Raw genomic sequence first — 15641 nt, 5'->3', positions numbered from 1 at the left:
TTTGCCCGACATTGGGTCAATCAGCCCATATCCTCGTTACGGATAAAGGCGCGCCAGGAGCCGAGCACCTGGGCAAAATCTTCCAGCCCACACATGGCCAGCTGTTCATCATCGTAGTAGGCGAGATCGTCAAGATCCTCACCCAGCTCGATATTGAGGGCGTTGGCTTTCACCTCCGCCTCTTCATGGGTCAGCAGCAGGGAGTAGTCACCGCCGTTGAGCCGGTATTCGACTCGGGTGCGGTTGGAGAGCTGATCAATGATGGAGAAGAGCTCGTCGAGCTTCTCTTCATCCTTGCCAACCTCGTCGATCAGCCACTGACCGATGGCTTCATGGCCCATGGAGAACCGGGCGCGATAGCCACCAAACGGGTCGCGGCGAAATTCATAATCCATAGCACAGTCCAGATCGGAGGGATGGGCCATCACGGGCAGGCGGGTGCAAGCACGCAATTCCTGCTCCATGGCGGGGCACACATCGGGTAAAGTGGCCTATTCTAGCGATCCCCCTCTCGCTTGTCTTGATGATGTGGCATCTTTGCGCCCATGTGCTCTGAATCGACCCATGGTGGCGCCGCCAGATCAGCCCCTTGTCCGGAGATGTTATGCAGCTAAACGATAACCTTGCCCGCCAGATCGTCGCGCGGGCGATGAAGATCCTGTCGTTCTCGGTCAACGTGATGGACGAACATGGTCTCATCATTGCGTCCGGCAATCCGGAACGGATCCATCAGCGCCACGAAGGGGCCGTGCTGGCGCTGACCGAAAACAGGGTGGTGGAGATCAGCGAAGCGACAGCCTTGCAGCTCAAAGGGGTGCGACCCGGCATCAATTTACCCATCTCCTATCAGGGGGAGCTGATCGGGGTGATCGGCATCTCCGGCGATCCGGAGGAAGTGCGTGCTTACGCCGAGCTGGTGCGAATGACCGCCGAGCTGATCCTGGAGCAGGCGGCGCTTACCGAGCAGTTGCAGTGGGACAAGCGCCACAAGGAGGAGCTGGTGTTGCAGCTCATTCGTGGCGAGGGGCGAGTCGATCAATTGCAGCAGGCGGCCCGCTTTCTCGGGCTGGAGTTGGCCCAGCCTCGGGTGGTAGCCGTGCTGGCGCTGGAGGAGGCGGATCCGGCGCGTCTGCGGGAGCTGGTTCATCAGCTGGAAAATCCGGAGCGGGACAATCTGGTCGCCATCAACGGGCTCGACGAGATAGTGGTGCTCAAACCGGCACAATTGAGTGATGGCGTCTGGCAATCGGCGCAGGAGCGCAGCCGGATCAAGCAGTTGCTGGCCCGCATTCCCCACTTCAAGGTGCATATCGCGGTGGGCGATTACTTCGCCGGGATCGACGGGCTGGCGCGCTCCTACCAGACGGCGCGAGATACCCTGCGCCGTGGCATGCGGCAGGCGCCGCGCAAACAGGTCTACTTCTTTGAGGACTACCGTTTGCCAGTGCTGCTCGGCAGTCTGGCGGACTCCTGGCAGGCGGATCAGCTGCGCACACCGCTGCAGAAACTGGCCCGGGAAGATGGCAAGGGGGCGCTGCAGAAGACCCTGCGCCACTATTTCTTGCAGGATTGTGATCTGCATCGCTGTGCCGAATCCCTGTTCATTCACCCCAATACCCTGCGCTATCGTCTGGGGCGGATAGAGCAGATAACCGGGTTGAATTTCAACAAGTTAGACGACAAATTTTTGCTCTATCTCGGCCTTAATCTCGACTTGTGATTGTGAAGTTAGACAAAAAACCACTTTTACATGACGCAATTTTTGGTTTTTAAGCCAAAGCATTCTGATTGCAGATCTCCATAATGGCGGCCATTCACTCCCATTGAAGGTGTCCGTCATGATCCCGGTTACAGCCCTTGGCGCCATCGCGGCGCTCTCCATCGCCATCATCCTCATTTTGAAAAAGGTGCCGCCCGCTTACGGCATGATCGTGGGTGCCCTGGCCGGTGGCCTGATTGGCGGTGCCGATCTGACCCAGACCGTCGCCCTGATGATCGGCGGCGCCCAGGGGATCACCACGGCGGTGATGCGGATCCTGGCGGCCGGTGTGCTGGCGGGCGTGCTGATCGAATCGGGTGCGGCCACCACTATCGCCGAGACCATCGTCAAGAAGCTGGGTGAAACCCGCGCCCTGCTGGCACTGGCGCTGGCAACCTTGATCCTGACTGCGGTCGGCGTATTCGTGGATGTGGCCGTTATCACGGTCGCCCCCATCGCGCTGGCCATTGCCCGCCGTGCCGACCTCTCCAAGGCGGCCATCCTGCTGGCGATGATCGGCGGCGGCAAGGCGGGTAACGTAATGTCCCCCAACCCCAACGCCATTGCCGCGGCTGATGCCTTCCATCTGCCCCTCACCTCTGTGATGGCGGCAGGCATCATTCCGGGTCTGTTCGGTCTGGTGATGGCCTACTGGCTGGCCAAGCGGCTGAACAACAAGGGCAGCAAGGTTGCCGCCGACGAGGTAGTGAGCTTCGAGGGCACCAAACTGCCGGGCTTTGCCGCCGCCATCAGCGCGCCGCTGGTCGCCATCCTGCTGCTGGCCCTGCGGCCGGTCGCCGGTATCGTGGTGGATCCGCTGATTGCACTGCCCCTCGGTGGTCTGGTCGGCGCCCTGATGATGGGTAAATTCAGCAAGGTGAACCAGTTTGCGGTCTCCGGTCTCGCCCGCATGGCGCCGGTCGCCATCATGCTGCTGGGTACCGGTACCCTGGCGGGCATCATCGCCAACTCCGGCCTGAAAGATGTGCTGATCAGTGGTCTGACCGCCTCCGGTCTGCCCTCCTACCTGCTGGCGCCTATCTCCGGTGCCCTGATGTCGCTGGCAACCGCCTCGACTACCGCCGGTACCGTGGTGGCCTCCAACGTATTCAGCTCCACCCTGATTGAACTGGGGATCAGCAGTCTGGCCGGGGCGGCGATGATCCATGCCGGTGCCACCGTGTTTGACCACATGCCCCACGGCTCTTTTTTCCATGCCACCGGTGGCAGCGTCCACATGGGGGTAGGTGAGCGCCTGAAACTTATCCCTTACGAAACAGCAGTCGGTCTGACCATTGCCACTGTCTCCACCCTGATGTTTGGCGTGTTTGGCCTCGCCTAAGGAATTGATATGAAAATTGTTATTGCCCCCGATTCATTCAAGGAGAGTCTGAGCGCCATGGCGGTGGCTGATGCCATCGAGGCCGGTTTCAAGCAGGTGCTGCCGAACGCCACCTACGTCAAATTGCCGATGGCCGATGGCGGTGAAGGCACGGTGCAATCGCTGGTGGATGCCACCGGTGGCCGCATCCTCCCAGTCGAAGTGACCGCGCCCCTAGGTAACAAGGTGCAGGGCTTCGTCGGCCTGCTGGGTGATGGCGAGCGTGCCGTCATCGAGATGGCCGCCGCCTCCGGCATTCATCTGGTGGCGCCCGAGCAGCGCAATCCGCTGCTCACCTCCAGCTTCGGCACTGGCGAGCTGATCCTGGCTGCGCTGGAGATGGGGGTGAAACATCTGATCCTCGGTATCGGCGGCAGCGCCACCAATGACGGCGGTGCCGGCATGATCCAGGCGCTCGGCGGCAAGCTGCTCAAAGCCGATGGCTCTGCCATCGAGCTGGGTGGCGCCGGTCTTGCCGAACTCGCGACCATCGATCTGAACGGTCTGGATCCGCGCCTGAGCGATCTGATTATCGAGGTGGCGTGCGATGTGAACAACCCGCTCTGCGGCCCGAAAGGCGCCTCTGCGGTGTTTGGCCCGCAAAAGGGGGCGACCCCCGAGGTGGTGGCGCAGCTCGATGCCAACCTCTCCCGTTATGCCGACTGCATTGAGCAGGCCCTTGGCAAGCAGGTGAAGGATATTCCGGGGGCGGGCGCTGCCGGTGGCATGGGGGCCGCACTGGTCGGTCTGCTCGGTGCCGAGCTCAAGCCCGGCATTCAGATCGTCATCGAAGCGCTGAAACTGGCCGAGGAAGTGGCCGATGCGGATCTGGTTATCACCGGCGAAGGTCGTATCGACAGCCAGACCATCCATGGCAAGACGCCAATCGGTGTCGCACGTTGCGCCAAGCAGTTCGGCAAACCGGTGATCGGTATCTCCGGTTGCCTGACCGACGATTGCGGTGTGGTACATGATCACGGGCTGGACGCGGTATTCGCCGTGGTCAACCGCGCCATGTCTCTGCCGGAGGCGCTGGAGAGCGCCAGCACCAACATTCAACTCACTGCGCGCAACGTAGCAGCGCTCTATCAGCTCAAGGGCTGATCCGGTTCGGCCGATGCGCCCCATCGGCCACTCAATATCCCCGTTTGGGGCATCTCCCATCTCGCGAGATGTCTGACTGCCCTGGCACTTATTTGCCGATCCATCGTGATCGGCTCTTTTCTTTCTGCTCCTTTGTCTTGCCACACTTTTGACTCCATGGGTCAGCGCGGTTTTGATAGGCGCACATCTCCCTTTACGGCATAGTGGTCGTACCAAGTACAAGGAGAGACTCATGTTCCTGCTGACCCTGGGGGTTGCGCTGTTTACCCTGATCCATCTCTACCCCTGTTTTGCGGTGGCCCATCGGGCGCGGCTGCGCGAGCGGCTGGGGGAGAATCGCTACAAGGGGCTCTTCTCCCTGCTGGTGTTTGTCGCCATTGCCTGCATCATCGCCGGTTGGCGCTCGGCCAGCTCGCTGCCGCTCTACTTCCTGCCGGATTGGGGGCCGATGACCATGACGGTGATGATGCCCTTTGCGCTGATCCTCTTCTTCTCCGGCCAGGGGCCCAACCATCTGCGCCGCTGGCTGGTGCATCCCCAACTGCTCGGTACCCTGCTCTGGGCGGTGGCCCATCTGCTGGTCAACAGCGAGGCGCGCTCTCTGGTGTTGTTTGGCGGCATCGGGCTCTGGGCGCTGGTGAGCATGGTCTGGATTTCGGTGCGGGACTGGCAGCGATATCCCCGTCCGGCGGCCAACTGGACTGGCACAGGCATCAGCGTCGGGGCGGGCCTGGCTGCCACCGCACTGCTGGTGTTCTGGGGCCACGGCTGGCTGACCGGCATTCCATTGCATTGAGAGTGAACTGCGGCTCTGGTAACCGCGTATGATGGACAAAACAAAAGGAGTCTTGGCGATGAAATGGTTCACTCTGTTGCTGTTATTGGGGGCTGGCGCGGCCTCTGCGGCGTGCCCCGATTATTTCAATGTGGAGATGCGGGAGCTAAACAACTCTCAGCGCCATAACCTCTGTCAGCTGACCGAGGGCAAGGTGGTACTGGTAGTCAATACCGCCTCCTACTGCGGCTACAGCGGTCAGTTCCGCGATCTGGAGCAGCTCTACCAGAGCTACAAGGATAAAGGGCTGATTATTCTGGGTTTCCCCTCCAACGATTTCTGGCAGGAGGCGGGCAACGAGACCAAGACCGCCGAGGTATGCCGCCGCGACTATGGCGTCACCTTCCCGATGTTCAATCGGGTGGCGGTGCGGGGTTCCGATGCGGTACCGCTGTTCAAGGGGCTGGCGGCGGCCGCTGACGGAGATGAGCCGAACTGGAACTTCCACAAGTATTTGGTGGGGCGCGATGGCAAGCTGATCGCCAGCTACGGCGCCAACCAGAATCCGGCTGACGACCCCCTCAAACTGCAGATCACCCGGGCGCTGGGGCTCTGACCCTACCCCTTGGCGGGCGGCTCTGGAATAATGGGCTCCCGCCACTCAATCCGGTTATCTTGTGCTGCAACGTCTTCCTCAAATGGTGATCTTCGATGCGCTGGTGCGCGAGCAGGGGATCTCTGCCGCCGCCCGTCGTCTCGGGGTCTCCAAATCCCATATCAGCAAGCAGCTGGCGCTGCTGGAGACCACCCTTGGCGCCCAGCTGGTCCAGCGCACCACCCGCCGCTTCGTCCTGACCGAGCTGGGTCAGGAGTATGCCCGTCACTGTCATGCGCTGGTGGCGGTGGCGCAGGAGGCGGACTCGATGATCGCCGAGCGGCGTGGCAAGGTGAGCGGCGTGCTCCATCTCGGGGTGGGCCAATCCTTCGGCCGTCTGCACGTCATTCCTCATCTCAAGGCGTTTCAGGATCGCTATCCCGAGCTGGAGCTGGAGGTCTCGCTGTTTGACCACAGAACCAATCTGGTGGATGAGGGGCTGGATCTTTGGCTCACCACCTATGAGGACAAGCCGGAAGGGCTGGTGGGACAGCGGCTGGCCGACATCGGCTTCGTGGTGGCGGCGTCGCCGGATTACCTGCTGAGCCACGGCACGCCGCTTCATCCCAAGGATCTGGCCCAGCACAACTGCATCACTTACCAGAGTCGGGAGCGGCGCTATCACCAGTGGTCGTTTCGCCAGGGCAAGGAGCGCCAGACGGTGCAGGTGGCGGGCAACTATCGGGTGGATATGGCGGAGGCGGTGCGGGATGCGGCACTGGCCGGGCTCGGCATCGCCTATATCGCCAACTACTTGCTGGACAAGGAGTTACAGAGCGGCAAGCTGATCCCTGTGCTGCCAGGGTGGCGACCGAACCAGCAGATGGCGGTACACGCCGTTTATGCCCGGCGTGAACATCTGGATCCCAAGATCCGTCTCTTCATCGATTTCCTCAAGGCCCGCTTTGGCCCCGAACCCTATTGGGAGCAGCGACTGGCCCCCTGGCTCGGGGGTAAATTGTCCGGCGGTGAGGAATAATTGTTTCCATATAAGAACTCTCGATTTCTCCTGATACTAAAATCGAACCAAATCAGCCAGTTGGCGCAACCGATATCGTGCAAACGTTTTTTCTAACAGGCTTGTAACCAAGCGGACTTGCAGTGACGGGGTGAGAGGCGCAGAATCCGCGCCCATCTTTTGCCCCACCTGATGGAGTCCCTATGATTGCCCTGCTCGGCATCCTGAGTATCCTGGCGCTTGCCGTCATCTGCTCTGATAATCGTCGTCGTATCCCGTTGCGAACAGTTGGTCTTGCCCTCTGCTTGCAAATCATGTTTGCCGGTTTGGTGCTCTGGTTGCCTGCCGGTCAGCACGTGCTGAACGGGGTCAGCGAGAGCGTAAGCAGCGTGATTGGTTATGGTCAGGAGGGGATCGCCTTCCTGTTCGGCGATCTGGCCAAGTTCAAGCTGGGCTTCATCTTTGCCTTCAACGTGTTGCCGGTCATCATCTTCTTCTCCGCGGTGATCGCCATCCTCTACCACATCGGCATCATGCCTCGGGTGATCGCCCTGCTGGGTGGTGGCTTGCAGAAGCTGCTGGGCACCGGCCGTGCCGAGAGCCTCTCCGCGACTGCCAACATCTTCGTCGGCATGGTGGAAGCGCCGCTGGTAGTCAAACCCTACCTCTCCAAGATGTCCGATTCCCAGTTCTTCGCAGTGATGAGCTGTGGTCTCGCCTCCGTCGCCGGTGGCACCCTGGTGGGCTATGCCAGCCTCGGGGTTGAGCTGAAATACCTGATCGCTGCCGCCTTCATGTCGGCCCCTGCCGGTCTGGCGATGGCCAAAATCCTGGTGCCGCCGGGAGCTGAAGAGGTCGATCACCATCAGGATGTGGAGATCCCCCGCGCTACCAACGTGATTGAAGCGGCGGCCGATGGCGCCATGTCCGGCCTCAATATCGCGGTGGCGGTCGGTGCCACCCTGCTGGCCTTCGTTGGCGTGATCGCCATGCTCAATGGCCTGCTCGGCTGGGCTGGCGGTCTGGTAGGGCTGGATCTGAGCTTCCAGATCATTCTGGGCTGGCTGTTTGCCCCCGTCTCCTGGCTGATCGGTGTACCCTGGGAGCAGGCGCAAGCCGCTGGCGCCCTGATCGGTACCAAGATCGTGGTCAACGAGTTCGTCGCCTTTATCGGTCTGGTGCAGGATCAGACCCTGAGCGAGTCGAGCAAGGCCATCGTGACCTTCGCCCTGTGCGGCTTTGCCAACATCTCCTCCATGGCGATCCTGATCGGCGGTCTGGGCTCCATGGTGCCGGAGCGCAAATCCTTCATCGCCCGTTACGGCATGCGCGCCATTCTCTCCGGCGTGCTGGCGAACCTGATGAGTGCCTGTCTGGCCGGTCTGTTCCTCGCCCTGTAACCGCAGTGGTACGGAATAGATGCAACAAGGGCGCCCTAATGGCGCCCTTGTCATATGGATAAAATGAAGCCCCGGCCTTGGTCGGGGCTTCTTGTTGCGGCTCAGTCGACGTAGAAGGTCTGCTGGAAGCTGAGGTTCTGTTGCTGCCCACCGCCCATGATCTTCAGGGTGAACTGATAGGTATCTTCGTTGCGGTAGGGGAGGGTCGCCAGATAGTAGATGGCATCGCCCTCTTTTACCTCCTGAAAGTTCAGGGTGCGGATGGTGCCGGTCAGGTTCTTAGCCTCACCGGTGATCCCCACGGCTTGCGCCACTTTCTGCTTGTCCTGTACCGCGATATTGATGATGGCGTTGTAGCGGCTGCGCTCCAGTCCATACGCCTTGGCGACCTCGGGGGTGAGGAAGCTGGAGTTGAAGGCGTTGTAGTGCACCAGCCAGGGCCCCAGCTCCTTCATCTGTTCTGCCTTGAGCGGTAGGGTCATCAGCAGTGCCAGCAGGCCACTCATCCAGGCTGTTTTCATCTGTCATCCCTCTCATATCTACGGTTGGCGCAGGCCGATTCATTCAGCCTTGCGTGTCATTCAGCAGCGCACTCACTTCTTGCGGCAACTGTTTGGGGCTGTCGATGGCGACGGTTTTGTGTCGCCCCAGCTCGCCCCGCACTATGGTGATCTGTCCCTTGGCCACCTTGAACTGCTTGGCTAGAAACTTGATCAGATGGCTGTTGGCCTGGCCATCGACCGGCGGTGCCGTGATGGCCACTTTCAGCTCTTCGCCATGCAATCCGATGATCTGATCCCGACTCGCCTTGGGCTGGATCACCAGATGCAGTACCAGTTCATCCCCTTGTTGCAGGACGGCTGGCATCAAATCATCCACCACAGCTGGCCGAACAGGTCACCCAGCAGGTAGTTGATGGCTTGCAGGCCGATAAAGGCGACCAGCACCGAGAGATCCAGCCCGCCCAGTGCCGGCAGTACGCGGCGGATAGGGGCGAGGAAGGGCTCGGTCAGCTGATGCATCACGTATTCGATGGGGTTGCGGCCCTGGCTGACCCAGCTCAGGATGGCGCGGATCAGCAGTACCCAGAAGATCATCGAGCCCGCTTTCTTCAGCACGGTCAGCGCGGCGAACAGGCTGATGCTGAGCCAGTCCGCCAGCAGTACGTTCATGCTCTTGAGCAGGGCCAGCTTGGCGAAGGCGATGGCCAGCGCCAGCACCACGGAGGCGAGATCGATGCCGCCCAAGCCCGGGATAACGCGGCGCAGCGGGATCACCAGCGGATTGGTCAGCTTGACCACCATCTGGCTCATCGGGTTGTAGAAGTCGGCGCGGGCCCACTGCAGCCAGACGCGCAGCAGGATAACCATCAGGTAGAGATCGAAAACGGTGTTAATCAGAAAGTAAGCAGTGTTCATCTGGGCTCCTGTCAGAAAAGAGTTTCCATTTCGGTGGCACGAGCAACGGCCGCCTGCATGGCTTGCGCAGTCAGCGGCATCAGTCCCTGCTGCTGGAATGTCTTGATGGCTTCAGCTGTGGTGCCGCCCTTGCTGGTGACCTGCTCACGCAGGGTTTGCAGCGCCAGCTCGGGATTTTGCTCCACCATGGCGGCTGCGCCCAGCGCGGTCTGCTGCACCAGCAGGCGTGCCTGATCGGGCGAGAAACCCATCGCTTCGGCCTCTTCGGCGATCGCCTGCATAAAGAGGAAGAAGTAGGCCGGGGCACTGCCAGCTGCGGCGATGATGCCGTTGATGCCGGACTCCTGCTCCACCCAGAGGGTCTTGCCGACCGCCTGCATCATCAGCTCGGCAAAGTCGCGATCCGCGGCGGCAATATGTTTGGGTGCATAGAGACCGGTCATGCCCAGACCCAGCAGGGCAGGGGTGTTGGGCATGGTGCGTATGATGCGGTCATGGCCACCGGCCATCTCGCCAAGGCGCGCCACCTTGATGCCAGCCGCGATGGAGATGAGCAGCTTGCCCTCAAGGGAGCCCAACTCTTCAACCAGTGCTGCCAGCATGCCGGCCATCAGCTGCGGTTTGACCGCCAGCACGATCACCTCTGCGTCGCGGGCCGCCTCGGCATTACTCTGGGTGATGCGAATGCCATGTTCGCTCGCCAGAGCCTCCAGCTTGGGCAGACTGGGGTTGGCTGCAGTGATCTGCCCGGCGGGATAACCCGCCTTGACCAGTCCGGCGATGATGCTTCGGCTCATGTTGCCCGCGCCGATAAAGGCCAGCGTTCTATGCTGCATCAGATGCTCCTGTAGCACATGGGGTCGCGGCGGGGTGGGTGTTGCCTGCACCACCAGACGCCAGAATTCGGTGTTCCATCAAACGCTCCTGTTGATGAAGTCGCGGCAAGAGGCGGACGTATGGGTTATCCGCTGGCCTTGCCTATGAGTAGTCACGGGCGCCGAAGATGGCGGTGCCGACCCGCACCATGGTGCTGCCGTGGGCTATCGCCAGTTCAAGATCCTCGGTCATGCCCATCGAGAGGGTATCCACCGTGGGGTATTGTCGCGCAAGCTCGGTGAACAGAGTCTGCATACGGGTCATTTGGGCGGCCAGTACGCTCTCGTCACTGGTGTGTTCGGGAATGGCCATCAGTCCCCGTAGCACCAGTCGGTCACAGTGGGAGACCAGCTCGGCAAGGCGGAAAATCTCTTGTTCCGACGTTCCGGATTTGCTGCTCTCTCCGCTAATATTGATTTGCAGACAAACATTTAGCGGTGCCATTGTAGTTGGGCGCAGGTTGTTGAGGCGGTCGATCAGCTTGTCCCGATCCACGCTCTGCACCCAGTCAAATCGTTCGGCGACCAGTTTGGATTTGTTCGATTGCAAAGGGCCGATAAAGTGCCACTCTATGTCGCTATATTCCGGCTGCTGGCGCAAGGTATCGATCTTGGCCGCTGCTTCCTGAGCGTAGGATTCGCCAAAGCAGCGCTGACCTGCGGCATGGGCGGCCATGATGGCCTCGACAGGTTTGGTCTTGCTCACGGCCAGCAGGCGGATCTGCTGCAGGTTGCGGCTCGCCCGTTCGGCGGCCTGGGCAATACGTTCCTTTACCTGAAACAGGTGCTGGGCAATCTGGTTCATATTTCGTTAGTGATCTTGTGATGGGAGAATGACAAGTCTATGGATATCACAGAGTTATTGGCTTTCAGTGTAAAGCATAAAGCCTCGGATCTACACCTCTCGGCCGGGGTTCCCCCGATGATCAGGGTTGATGGTGAGGTTCGCAAGATCAATTTGCCCGCCCTGGAACATCGGGAAGTGCATGCCCTCATTTACGACATCATGAACGACCATCAGCGCAAGGAGCTGGAGGAGAACTTCGAGGTCGACTTCTCGTTCGAGGTACCCAATCTGGCCCGTTTCCGGGTCAACGCCTTCCAGCAGGCGCGCGGTTCGGGCGCGGTATTTCGTACCATCCCCAGCACGGTGCTGAGCCTCGAGGATCTCGATGCGCCGGAGATCTTCCGCAAGATCGCCGAGTTCCCGCGGGGTCTGGTGTTGGTAACCGGCCCGACCGGTTCGGGTAAGTCGACCACCCTGGCGGCCATGGTCAACTACATCAATGAGAACTTCCATCACCATATCCTCACCATCGAAGACCCAATCGAATTCGTCCACGAGAACAAGCGCTGTCTGGTGAACCAGCGGGAAGTGCACCGGGATACCAAGAGCTTCAGCAACGCTTTGCGCTCGGCACTGCGGGAAGACCCGGACATCATTCTGGTGGGCGAGATGCGCGACCTTGAGACCATTCGTTTGGCCATGACCGCCGCCGAAACCGGCCATCTGGTGTTTGGCACCCTGCACACCTCGTCGGCGGCCAAGACCATCGACCGTATCATCGACGTCTTCCCCGGCGCAGAGAAAGACATGGTGCGCTCCATGCTCTCCGAATCCCTGCGGGCGGTCATCTCCCAGACCCTGCTCAAGCGCATTGGCGGCGGCCGGGTGGCGGCCCACGAGATCATGATGGGCATTCCGGCTGTGCGTAACCTCATCCGTGAGGACAAGATTGCCCAGCTCTACTCGGTGATCCAGACCGGGATGACCCACGGCATGCAGACCATGGATCAGAGTCTCAAGCAGCTGGTGAGTCGCGGTGTGGTGGCATCCCTCGATGCCAAGGCCAAGGCCGTCGATCCCAACAGCATTTAAGCGACTCGCACCCAGGGAGGGATAGATGATGAATCTGGATGATCTGCTGAGCGAGCTGGTCGAGCGAAAGGGATCGGATCTGTTTGTGACGGTGGGCTCGCCGCCCACCCTCAAGGTGAATGGCCATCTGGTGTCGCTGGGGGGCGAAGCGCTTGACAAGAAGGGGGCGCTGACGCTGGTCAGGGATACCCTCAGCAGCGATCACTTCGAGCGCTATATCCGCACCAAGGAGGCCAACTACGCGATCTATCGCGAGGTGCTTGGTCGTTTCCGGGTCAGCGCCTTCTGGCAGCAGGAGCAGCCCGGCATGGTGGTGCGGCGTATCGAGACCCGCATTCCCACCTTTGAAGATCTGCAGCTACCCAAGATCCTGCAAGAGGTGGCGATGGCCAAGCGGGGGCTGGTGCTGTTTGTCGGCGCCACCGGGGCGGGCAAATCGACTACCCAGGCGGCGATGATCGGCTATCGCAACCAGCATGCCGATGGTCACATTCTGACGGTGGAAGATCCGGTGGAGTTCGTCCATCAGCATGGTCGTAGTCTGGTGACCCAGCGAGAGGTGGGGATCGACACCGAGTCATTCGATGTGGCGCTGAAAAGTTCGCTGCGACAGGCGCCGGACGTGATCCTGATCGGCGAGATCCGAAGTCAGGAGACCATGGAGTTTGCCCTGCAGTTCGCCGAGACAGGCCACCTTTGTCTCGCCACTTTGCATGCCAACAATGCCAACCAGGCGCTGGATCGCATCCTCCATCTGGTGCCGCAAGACAAACACCGCCAGTTCCTGTTCGATCTCTCTTTCAACCTCAAGGCCATCGTCGCCCAGCAGCTGGTGCCAAGTATGGATGGCAAACGGCGCTGCGCTGCGTTCGAGATCCTGCTCAATACCCCGCTCATCACCGACATCATCCGCAAGGGAGAGATGCATCGCCTCAAGGAGGTGATGACCAAATCCACCGAGCTGGGTATGCAGACCTTCGATCAGGCGCTCTTCAGCCTGTTCTGCGCCGGCCAGATTGGCTACAGTGAGGCACTCGCCCACGCTGACTCGGCCAACGACCTGCGACTGCTGATCAAGCTCTCCGGTCGCGAGCGGCTCGGCACCGGTACGCTGGACAATGTGACGCTGGATGAATGAATCATGGGGCCGCTCTGCCATTCGGCCCCTCGCCATAAAGGAACGTTATGCTGATTGTGGTTTCCCCGGCCAAGACGCTGGATTACGAGTCACCGCTGGTGACACCCCGTTTCACCCAACCCGAGCTGCTGGATCACTCCGCCGAACTGATTAGCCGGGCCCGCCAACTGAGCCCTGACCAGATCGCCACACTGATGAAGATCAGCGACAAGCTGGCCGGTCTCAATGCCGCCCGGTTTGCCGAGTGGCAGCCAGATTTCACCCCCGCCAATGCCCGTCAGGCACTGCTGGCCTTCAAGGGGGATGTCTACACCGGTTTGGCGGTGGAGGATTTCAGCGAGGCCGATTTTGACTTCGCTCAGGCACATTTGCGGATGCTCTCTGGCCTCTACGGCGTGCTTCGCCCCCTCGACCTGATGATGCCCTATCGGTTGGAGATGGGGACCAAGCTCGACAATAGTCGCGGCAAGGATCTTTACCAGTTCTGGGGGGGGGTGATCACTCACCATCTCAACGACGCGCTGGCAGCGCAGGGGGATGAAGTGCTGATCAATCTGGCCTCCGACGAGTATTTCAAGTCGGTACGACCCAAGAGCCTGAAAGGGCGGATTGTCACGCCGGTGTTCAAGGATGAGAAGAACGGCCAGTTCAAGATCATCAGCTTCTACGCCAAGAAGGCGCGCGGCATGATGGCTCGCCACATCATCAAGCACCGTCTGAACGAGGTGGAGCAGCTGACCGGTTTCAACGCCGAGGGCTACTACTTTGTGCCGGAAGAGTCGGACGCCAATACCCTGATGTTTAAACGCGCCGAAAATTAATTACAAAAAGAGGGAACCAATCTTTCGACCCGCGGGTCTGAATATGTGAATCCTCTGTTGTAAGCACTTTTTATTCGCCGACGTTTGATACGTCGGCTTTTTTATTGCCGTTTTTATTGTCCATCGATTGCCTTCGCCGGGACTATGTGGTTCAGATAGACTCAAGACAGGGAGCGAGTCGTCGTGAGGTGAATATGGAACAGAAAAATGCCATTCGGCAGGTTGCCGTCCCTTGGGCTCCGTCCCGCCAGCTCCCACCCGGGCTGGTCGTTGCCGAGCTGCATCAGGATCTCTGGAGCGACTCTCTGACCATCATGCTGGGTCGGGCGCGCAGCATCGATCTGCCCCCGCAAATCCTCTGCCGGGTCTATTTTCGCCATATCTACGCCCTGCGTGTTATCGAAGATTGCGATCTGGCCGAGGGGAAGGATAGTCACGCTATCGAAGAGCAGATCCAGCTCATCACCCCATCCCGTTTTGCCAGCTGGTTCCATCAGGAGTCGGACGGCCTGCATCTGGATGAAGATCTGCAGCACTATCGCATCTCGACCTGGGATTATTGTGCCGATGTGCTGACCTCCTCGGCGCCGGAACTGCAGTTCCTGCCCCAGAGCGAGTAGTCCGCTGTTACGTCAGAGGCGAAGGATGATTCTTCGCCTCTTGGTTTTTGGGCGGGGGCAGATTTTGTGGCGTTCAGGCCATTCAGCTTGGGTGGTGGCCTGTTGTGTCGGCACAAAAAAAGCGCCTCAGAGGAGGCGCGGGGAAAAAGACAGATTGGAAGCGTCACATGGGTGCTACTTGAATCAGCGAATGAGCCGTGCCATTCAAGTATGGAGCTATCATGCCAAGCTCAATCTGAAGTAGTTCTGAGGCGATTCTTCATTTTCTGTTCATCTTGTCAGCAAAGCGTGGCTACTGGCTGAAAGCCTTTTCATTTTGGCCACGATATTGTCCCGTTCCTCTTTGGGGGCGCTCATCGTGTCATGGTACCAGCTCGAATGTTGTGCCTGCCTGTTCCAGAGCCAGCAACCAGCGCTTGATGGGAATGCCGCCAGCATAGCCGGTCAGCTCGCCGCTGTGTCCGATCACCCGATGGCAGGGCACTATGATGCTCAGCGGATTGCGGCCATTGGCAGCGCCCACCGCCCGTACCGCCTTGGGGTTGCCGATAGCCTGGGCAATCTCGAGATAGCTCACGGTCTCGCCATAGGGGATATCACACAAAGCGTTCCATACCGTTTGCTGAAACGGAGTGCCCTTCGCTGCCATGGGTAGATCGAACTGCTGCAACTTTCCGGCGAAATAGGCGGTGAACTGGGCAAGATAGGGGGCCAGCGCCTTGTCATCCCGTTGCCAGTCAGTTTGCGGCATGACTGGCCGCTCCCCGTGCATGAACTCCACGTGGCGCAGTCCATCTTGATCGATGGCGACCAGCAGGGGGCCGCGTGCGCTGTCGCAAAAACTGTATCTCATCGGCT

At 60.0% G+C, this 15641-nt stretch carries 18 protein-coding genes; 11 read left to right on the top strand and 7 right to left on the bottom strand.

Annotated features, from left to right (window positions below; translation table 11 throughout):
- Positions 1-20 precede the first annotated feature (20 nt).
- The gene (locus AB5Z02_RS17130; RefSeq protein ID WP_031227767.1) at positions 21-395 is read right to left on the bottom strand and encodes a YacL family protein; all 375 of its coding nucleotides are present in this window, start codon (positions 393-395) and stop codon (positions 21-23) included.
- 209 nt (positions 396-604) lie between these two features.
- On the opposite strand from AB5Z02_RS17130, the gene AB5Z02_RS17125 reads away from it, so the two are divergent.
- The 7 genes from AB5Z02_RS17125 to AB5Z02_RS17095 all read left to right on the top strand — a co-directional run bounded on the left by AB5Z02_RS17125 (position 605) and on the right by AB5Z02_RS17095 (position 8032).
- Positions 605-1720 (top strand): sugar diacid recognition domain-containing protein, encoded by a 1116-nt coding sequence (locus AB5Z02_RS17125; RefSeq protein ID WP_368216522.1) that lies wholly within the window; start codon positions 605-607, stop codon positions 1718-1720.
- A 118-nt stretch (positions 1721-1838) separates the two neighbouring features.
- A complete protein-coding gene (locus tag AB5Z02_RS17120; protein WP_058059709.1) occupies positions 1839-3101 on the top strand; it encodes a GntP family permease in 1263 nt (420 codons plus the stop codon).
- 9 nt (positions 3102-3110) lie between these two features.
- Positions 3111-4244, top strand: a complete 1134-nt coding sequence (locus AB5Z02_RS17115) for a glycerate kinase (protein ID WP_368216521.1) — start codon at positions 3111-3113, stop codon at positions 4242-4244.
- 232 nt (positions 4245-4476) lie between these two features.
- Entirely contained in the window at positions 4477-5040 is a 564-nt protein-coding gene (locus AB5Z02_RS17110; protein WP_042053314.1) for an NnrU family protein, read from the top strand.
- A gap of 58 nt (positions 5041-5098) precedes the next feature.
- Positions 5099-5635 (top strand): glutathione peroxidase, encoded by a 537-nt coding sequence (locus AB5Z02_RS17105; protein WP_076495785.1) that lies wholly within the window; start codon positions 5099-5101, stop codon positions 5633-5635.
- 82 nt (positions 5636-5717) lie between these two features.
- Positions 5718-6653 (top strand): LysR family transcriptional regulator, encoded by a 936-nt coding sequence (locus tag AB5Z02_RS17100; RefSeq protein ID WP_005340335.1) that lies wholly within the window; start codon positions 5718-5720, stop codon positions 6651-6653.
- A 182-nt stretch (positions 6654-6835) separates the two neighbouring features.
- Positions 6836-8032 carry a NupC/NupG family nucleoside CNT transporter gene (locus tag AB5Z02_RS17095; RefSeq protein WP_042656242.1) on the top strand — a complete coding sequence of 399 codons (1197 nt, stop codon included), beginning with the start codon at positions 6836-6838 and terminating at the stop codon, positions 8030-8032.
- A 101-nt stretch (positions 8033-8133) separates the two neighbouring features.
- Here AB5Z02_RS17095 and AB5Z02_RS17090 read toward each other — a convergent pair whose 3' ends face one another.
- The 5 genes from AB5Z02_RS17090 to AB5Z02_RS17070 form a co-directional block, all read right to left on the bottom strand.
- Entirely contained in the window at positions 8134-8553 is a 420-nt protein-coding gene (locus tag AB5Z02_RS17090; protein ID WP_005340339.1) for a DUF4426 domain-containing protein, read from the bottom strand.
- Positions 8554-8596: 43 nt separating this feature from the next.
- On the bottom strand, positions 8597-8899 hold the full coding sequence (gene yggU / locus AB5Z02_RS17085; protein WP_005340341.1) for a DUF167 family protein YggU: 303 nt from the start codon (positions 8897-8899) through the stop codon (positions 8597-8599).
- Positions 8899-9450: a YggT family protein gene (locus AB5Z02_RS17080; RefSeq protein ID WP_047436998.1), complete on the bottom strand. Its 552-nt coding sequence runs from the start codon at positions 9448-9450 to the stop codon at positions 8899-8901. The genes yggU and AB5Z02_RS17080 overlap by 1 nt, the downstream gene beginning before the upstream one ends.
- An 11-nt stretch (positions 9451-9461) precedes the next feature.
- A complete protein-coding gene (gene proC, locus AB5Z02_RS17075) occupies positions 9462-10286 on the bottom strand; it encodes a pyrroline-5-carboxylate reductase (protein WP_368216520.1) in 825 nt (274 codons plus the stop codon).
- A gap of 142 nt (positions 10287-10428) precedes the next feature.
- The gene (locus AB5Z02_RS17070; protein ID WP_368216519.1) at positions 10429-11130 is read right to left on the bottom strand and encodes a YggS family pyridoxal phosphate-dependent enzyme; all 702 of its coding nucleotides are present in this window, start codon (positions 11128-11130) and stop codon (positions 10429-10431) included.
- Between the two features lie 39 nt (positions 11131-11169).
- On the opposite strand from AB5Z02_RS17070, the gene tapT reads away from it, so the two are divergent.
- The 4 genes from tapT (at position 11170) to AB5Z02_RS17050 (ending at position 14783) form a co-directional block, all read left to right on the top strand.
- On the top strand, positions 11170-12204 hold the full coding sequence (tapT, locus tag AB5Z02_RS17065; RefSeq protein ID WP_005340354.1) for a type IVa pilus ATPase TapT: 1035 nt from the start codon (positions 11170-11172) through the stop codon (positions 12202-12204).
- Positions 12205-12232: 28 nt separating this feature from the next.
- Positions 12233-13342, top strand: coding sequence for a type IVa pilus ATPase TapU (tapU, locus tag AB5Z02_RS17060; protein WP_231720296.1), 1110 nt, complete (start codon positions 12233-12235; stop codon positions 13340-13342).
- 47 nt (positions 13343-13389) lie between these two features.
- A complete protein-coding gene (gene yaaA, locus AB5Z02_RS17055; protein WP_368216518.1) occupies positions 13390-14163 on the top strand; it encodes a peroxide stress protein YaaA in 774 nt (257 codons plus the stop codon).
- A 194-nt stretch (positions 14164-14357) separates the two neighbouring features.
- Entirely contained in the window at positions 14358-14783 is a 426-nt protein-coding gene (locus AB5Z02_RS17050; RefSeq protein ID WP_005340360.1) for a hypothetical protein, read from the top strand.
- A 361-nt stretch (positions 14784-15144) separates the two neighbouring features.
- On the opposite strand, the gene AB5Z02_RS17045 is transcribed toward AB5Z02_RS17050, so the two are convergent.
- Positions 15145-15636 (bottom strand): methylated-DNA--[protein]-cysteine S-methyltransferase, encoded by a 492-nt coding sequence (locus AB5Z02_RS17045; RefSeq protein ID WP_368216517.1) that lies wholly within the window; start codon positions 15634-15636, stop codon positions 15145-15147.
- Between the last annotated feature and the right edge of the window lie 5 nt (positions 15637-15641).

This window comes from Aeromonas sp. R2-3, assembly GCF_040908375.1.
Taxonomy (GTDB): domain Bacteria; phylum Pseudomonadota; class Gammaproteobacteria; order Enterobacterales; family Aeromonadaceae; genus Aeromonas; species Aeromonas veronii.
Note: the sequence above shows the minus strand (reverse complement) of the source record. Positions and strands in the feature narration are given on the sequence as shown.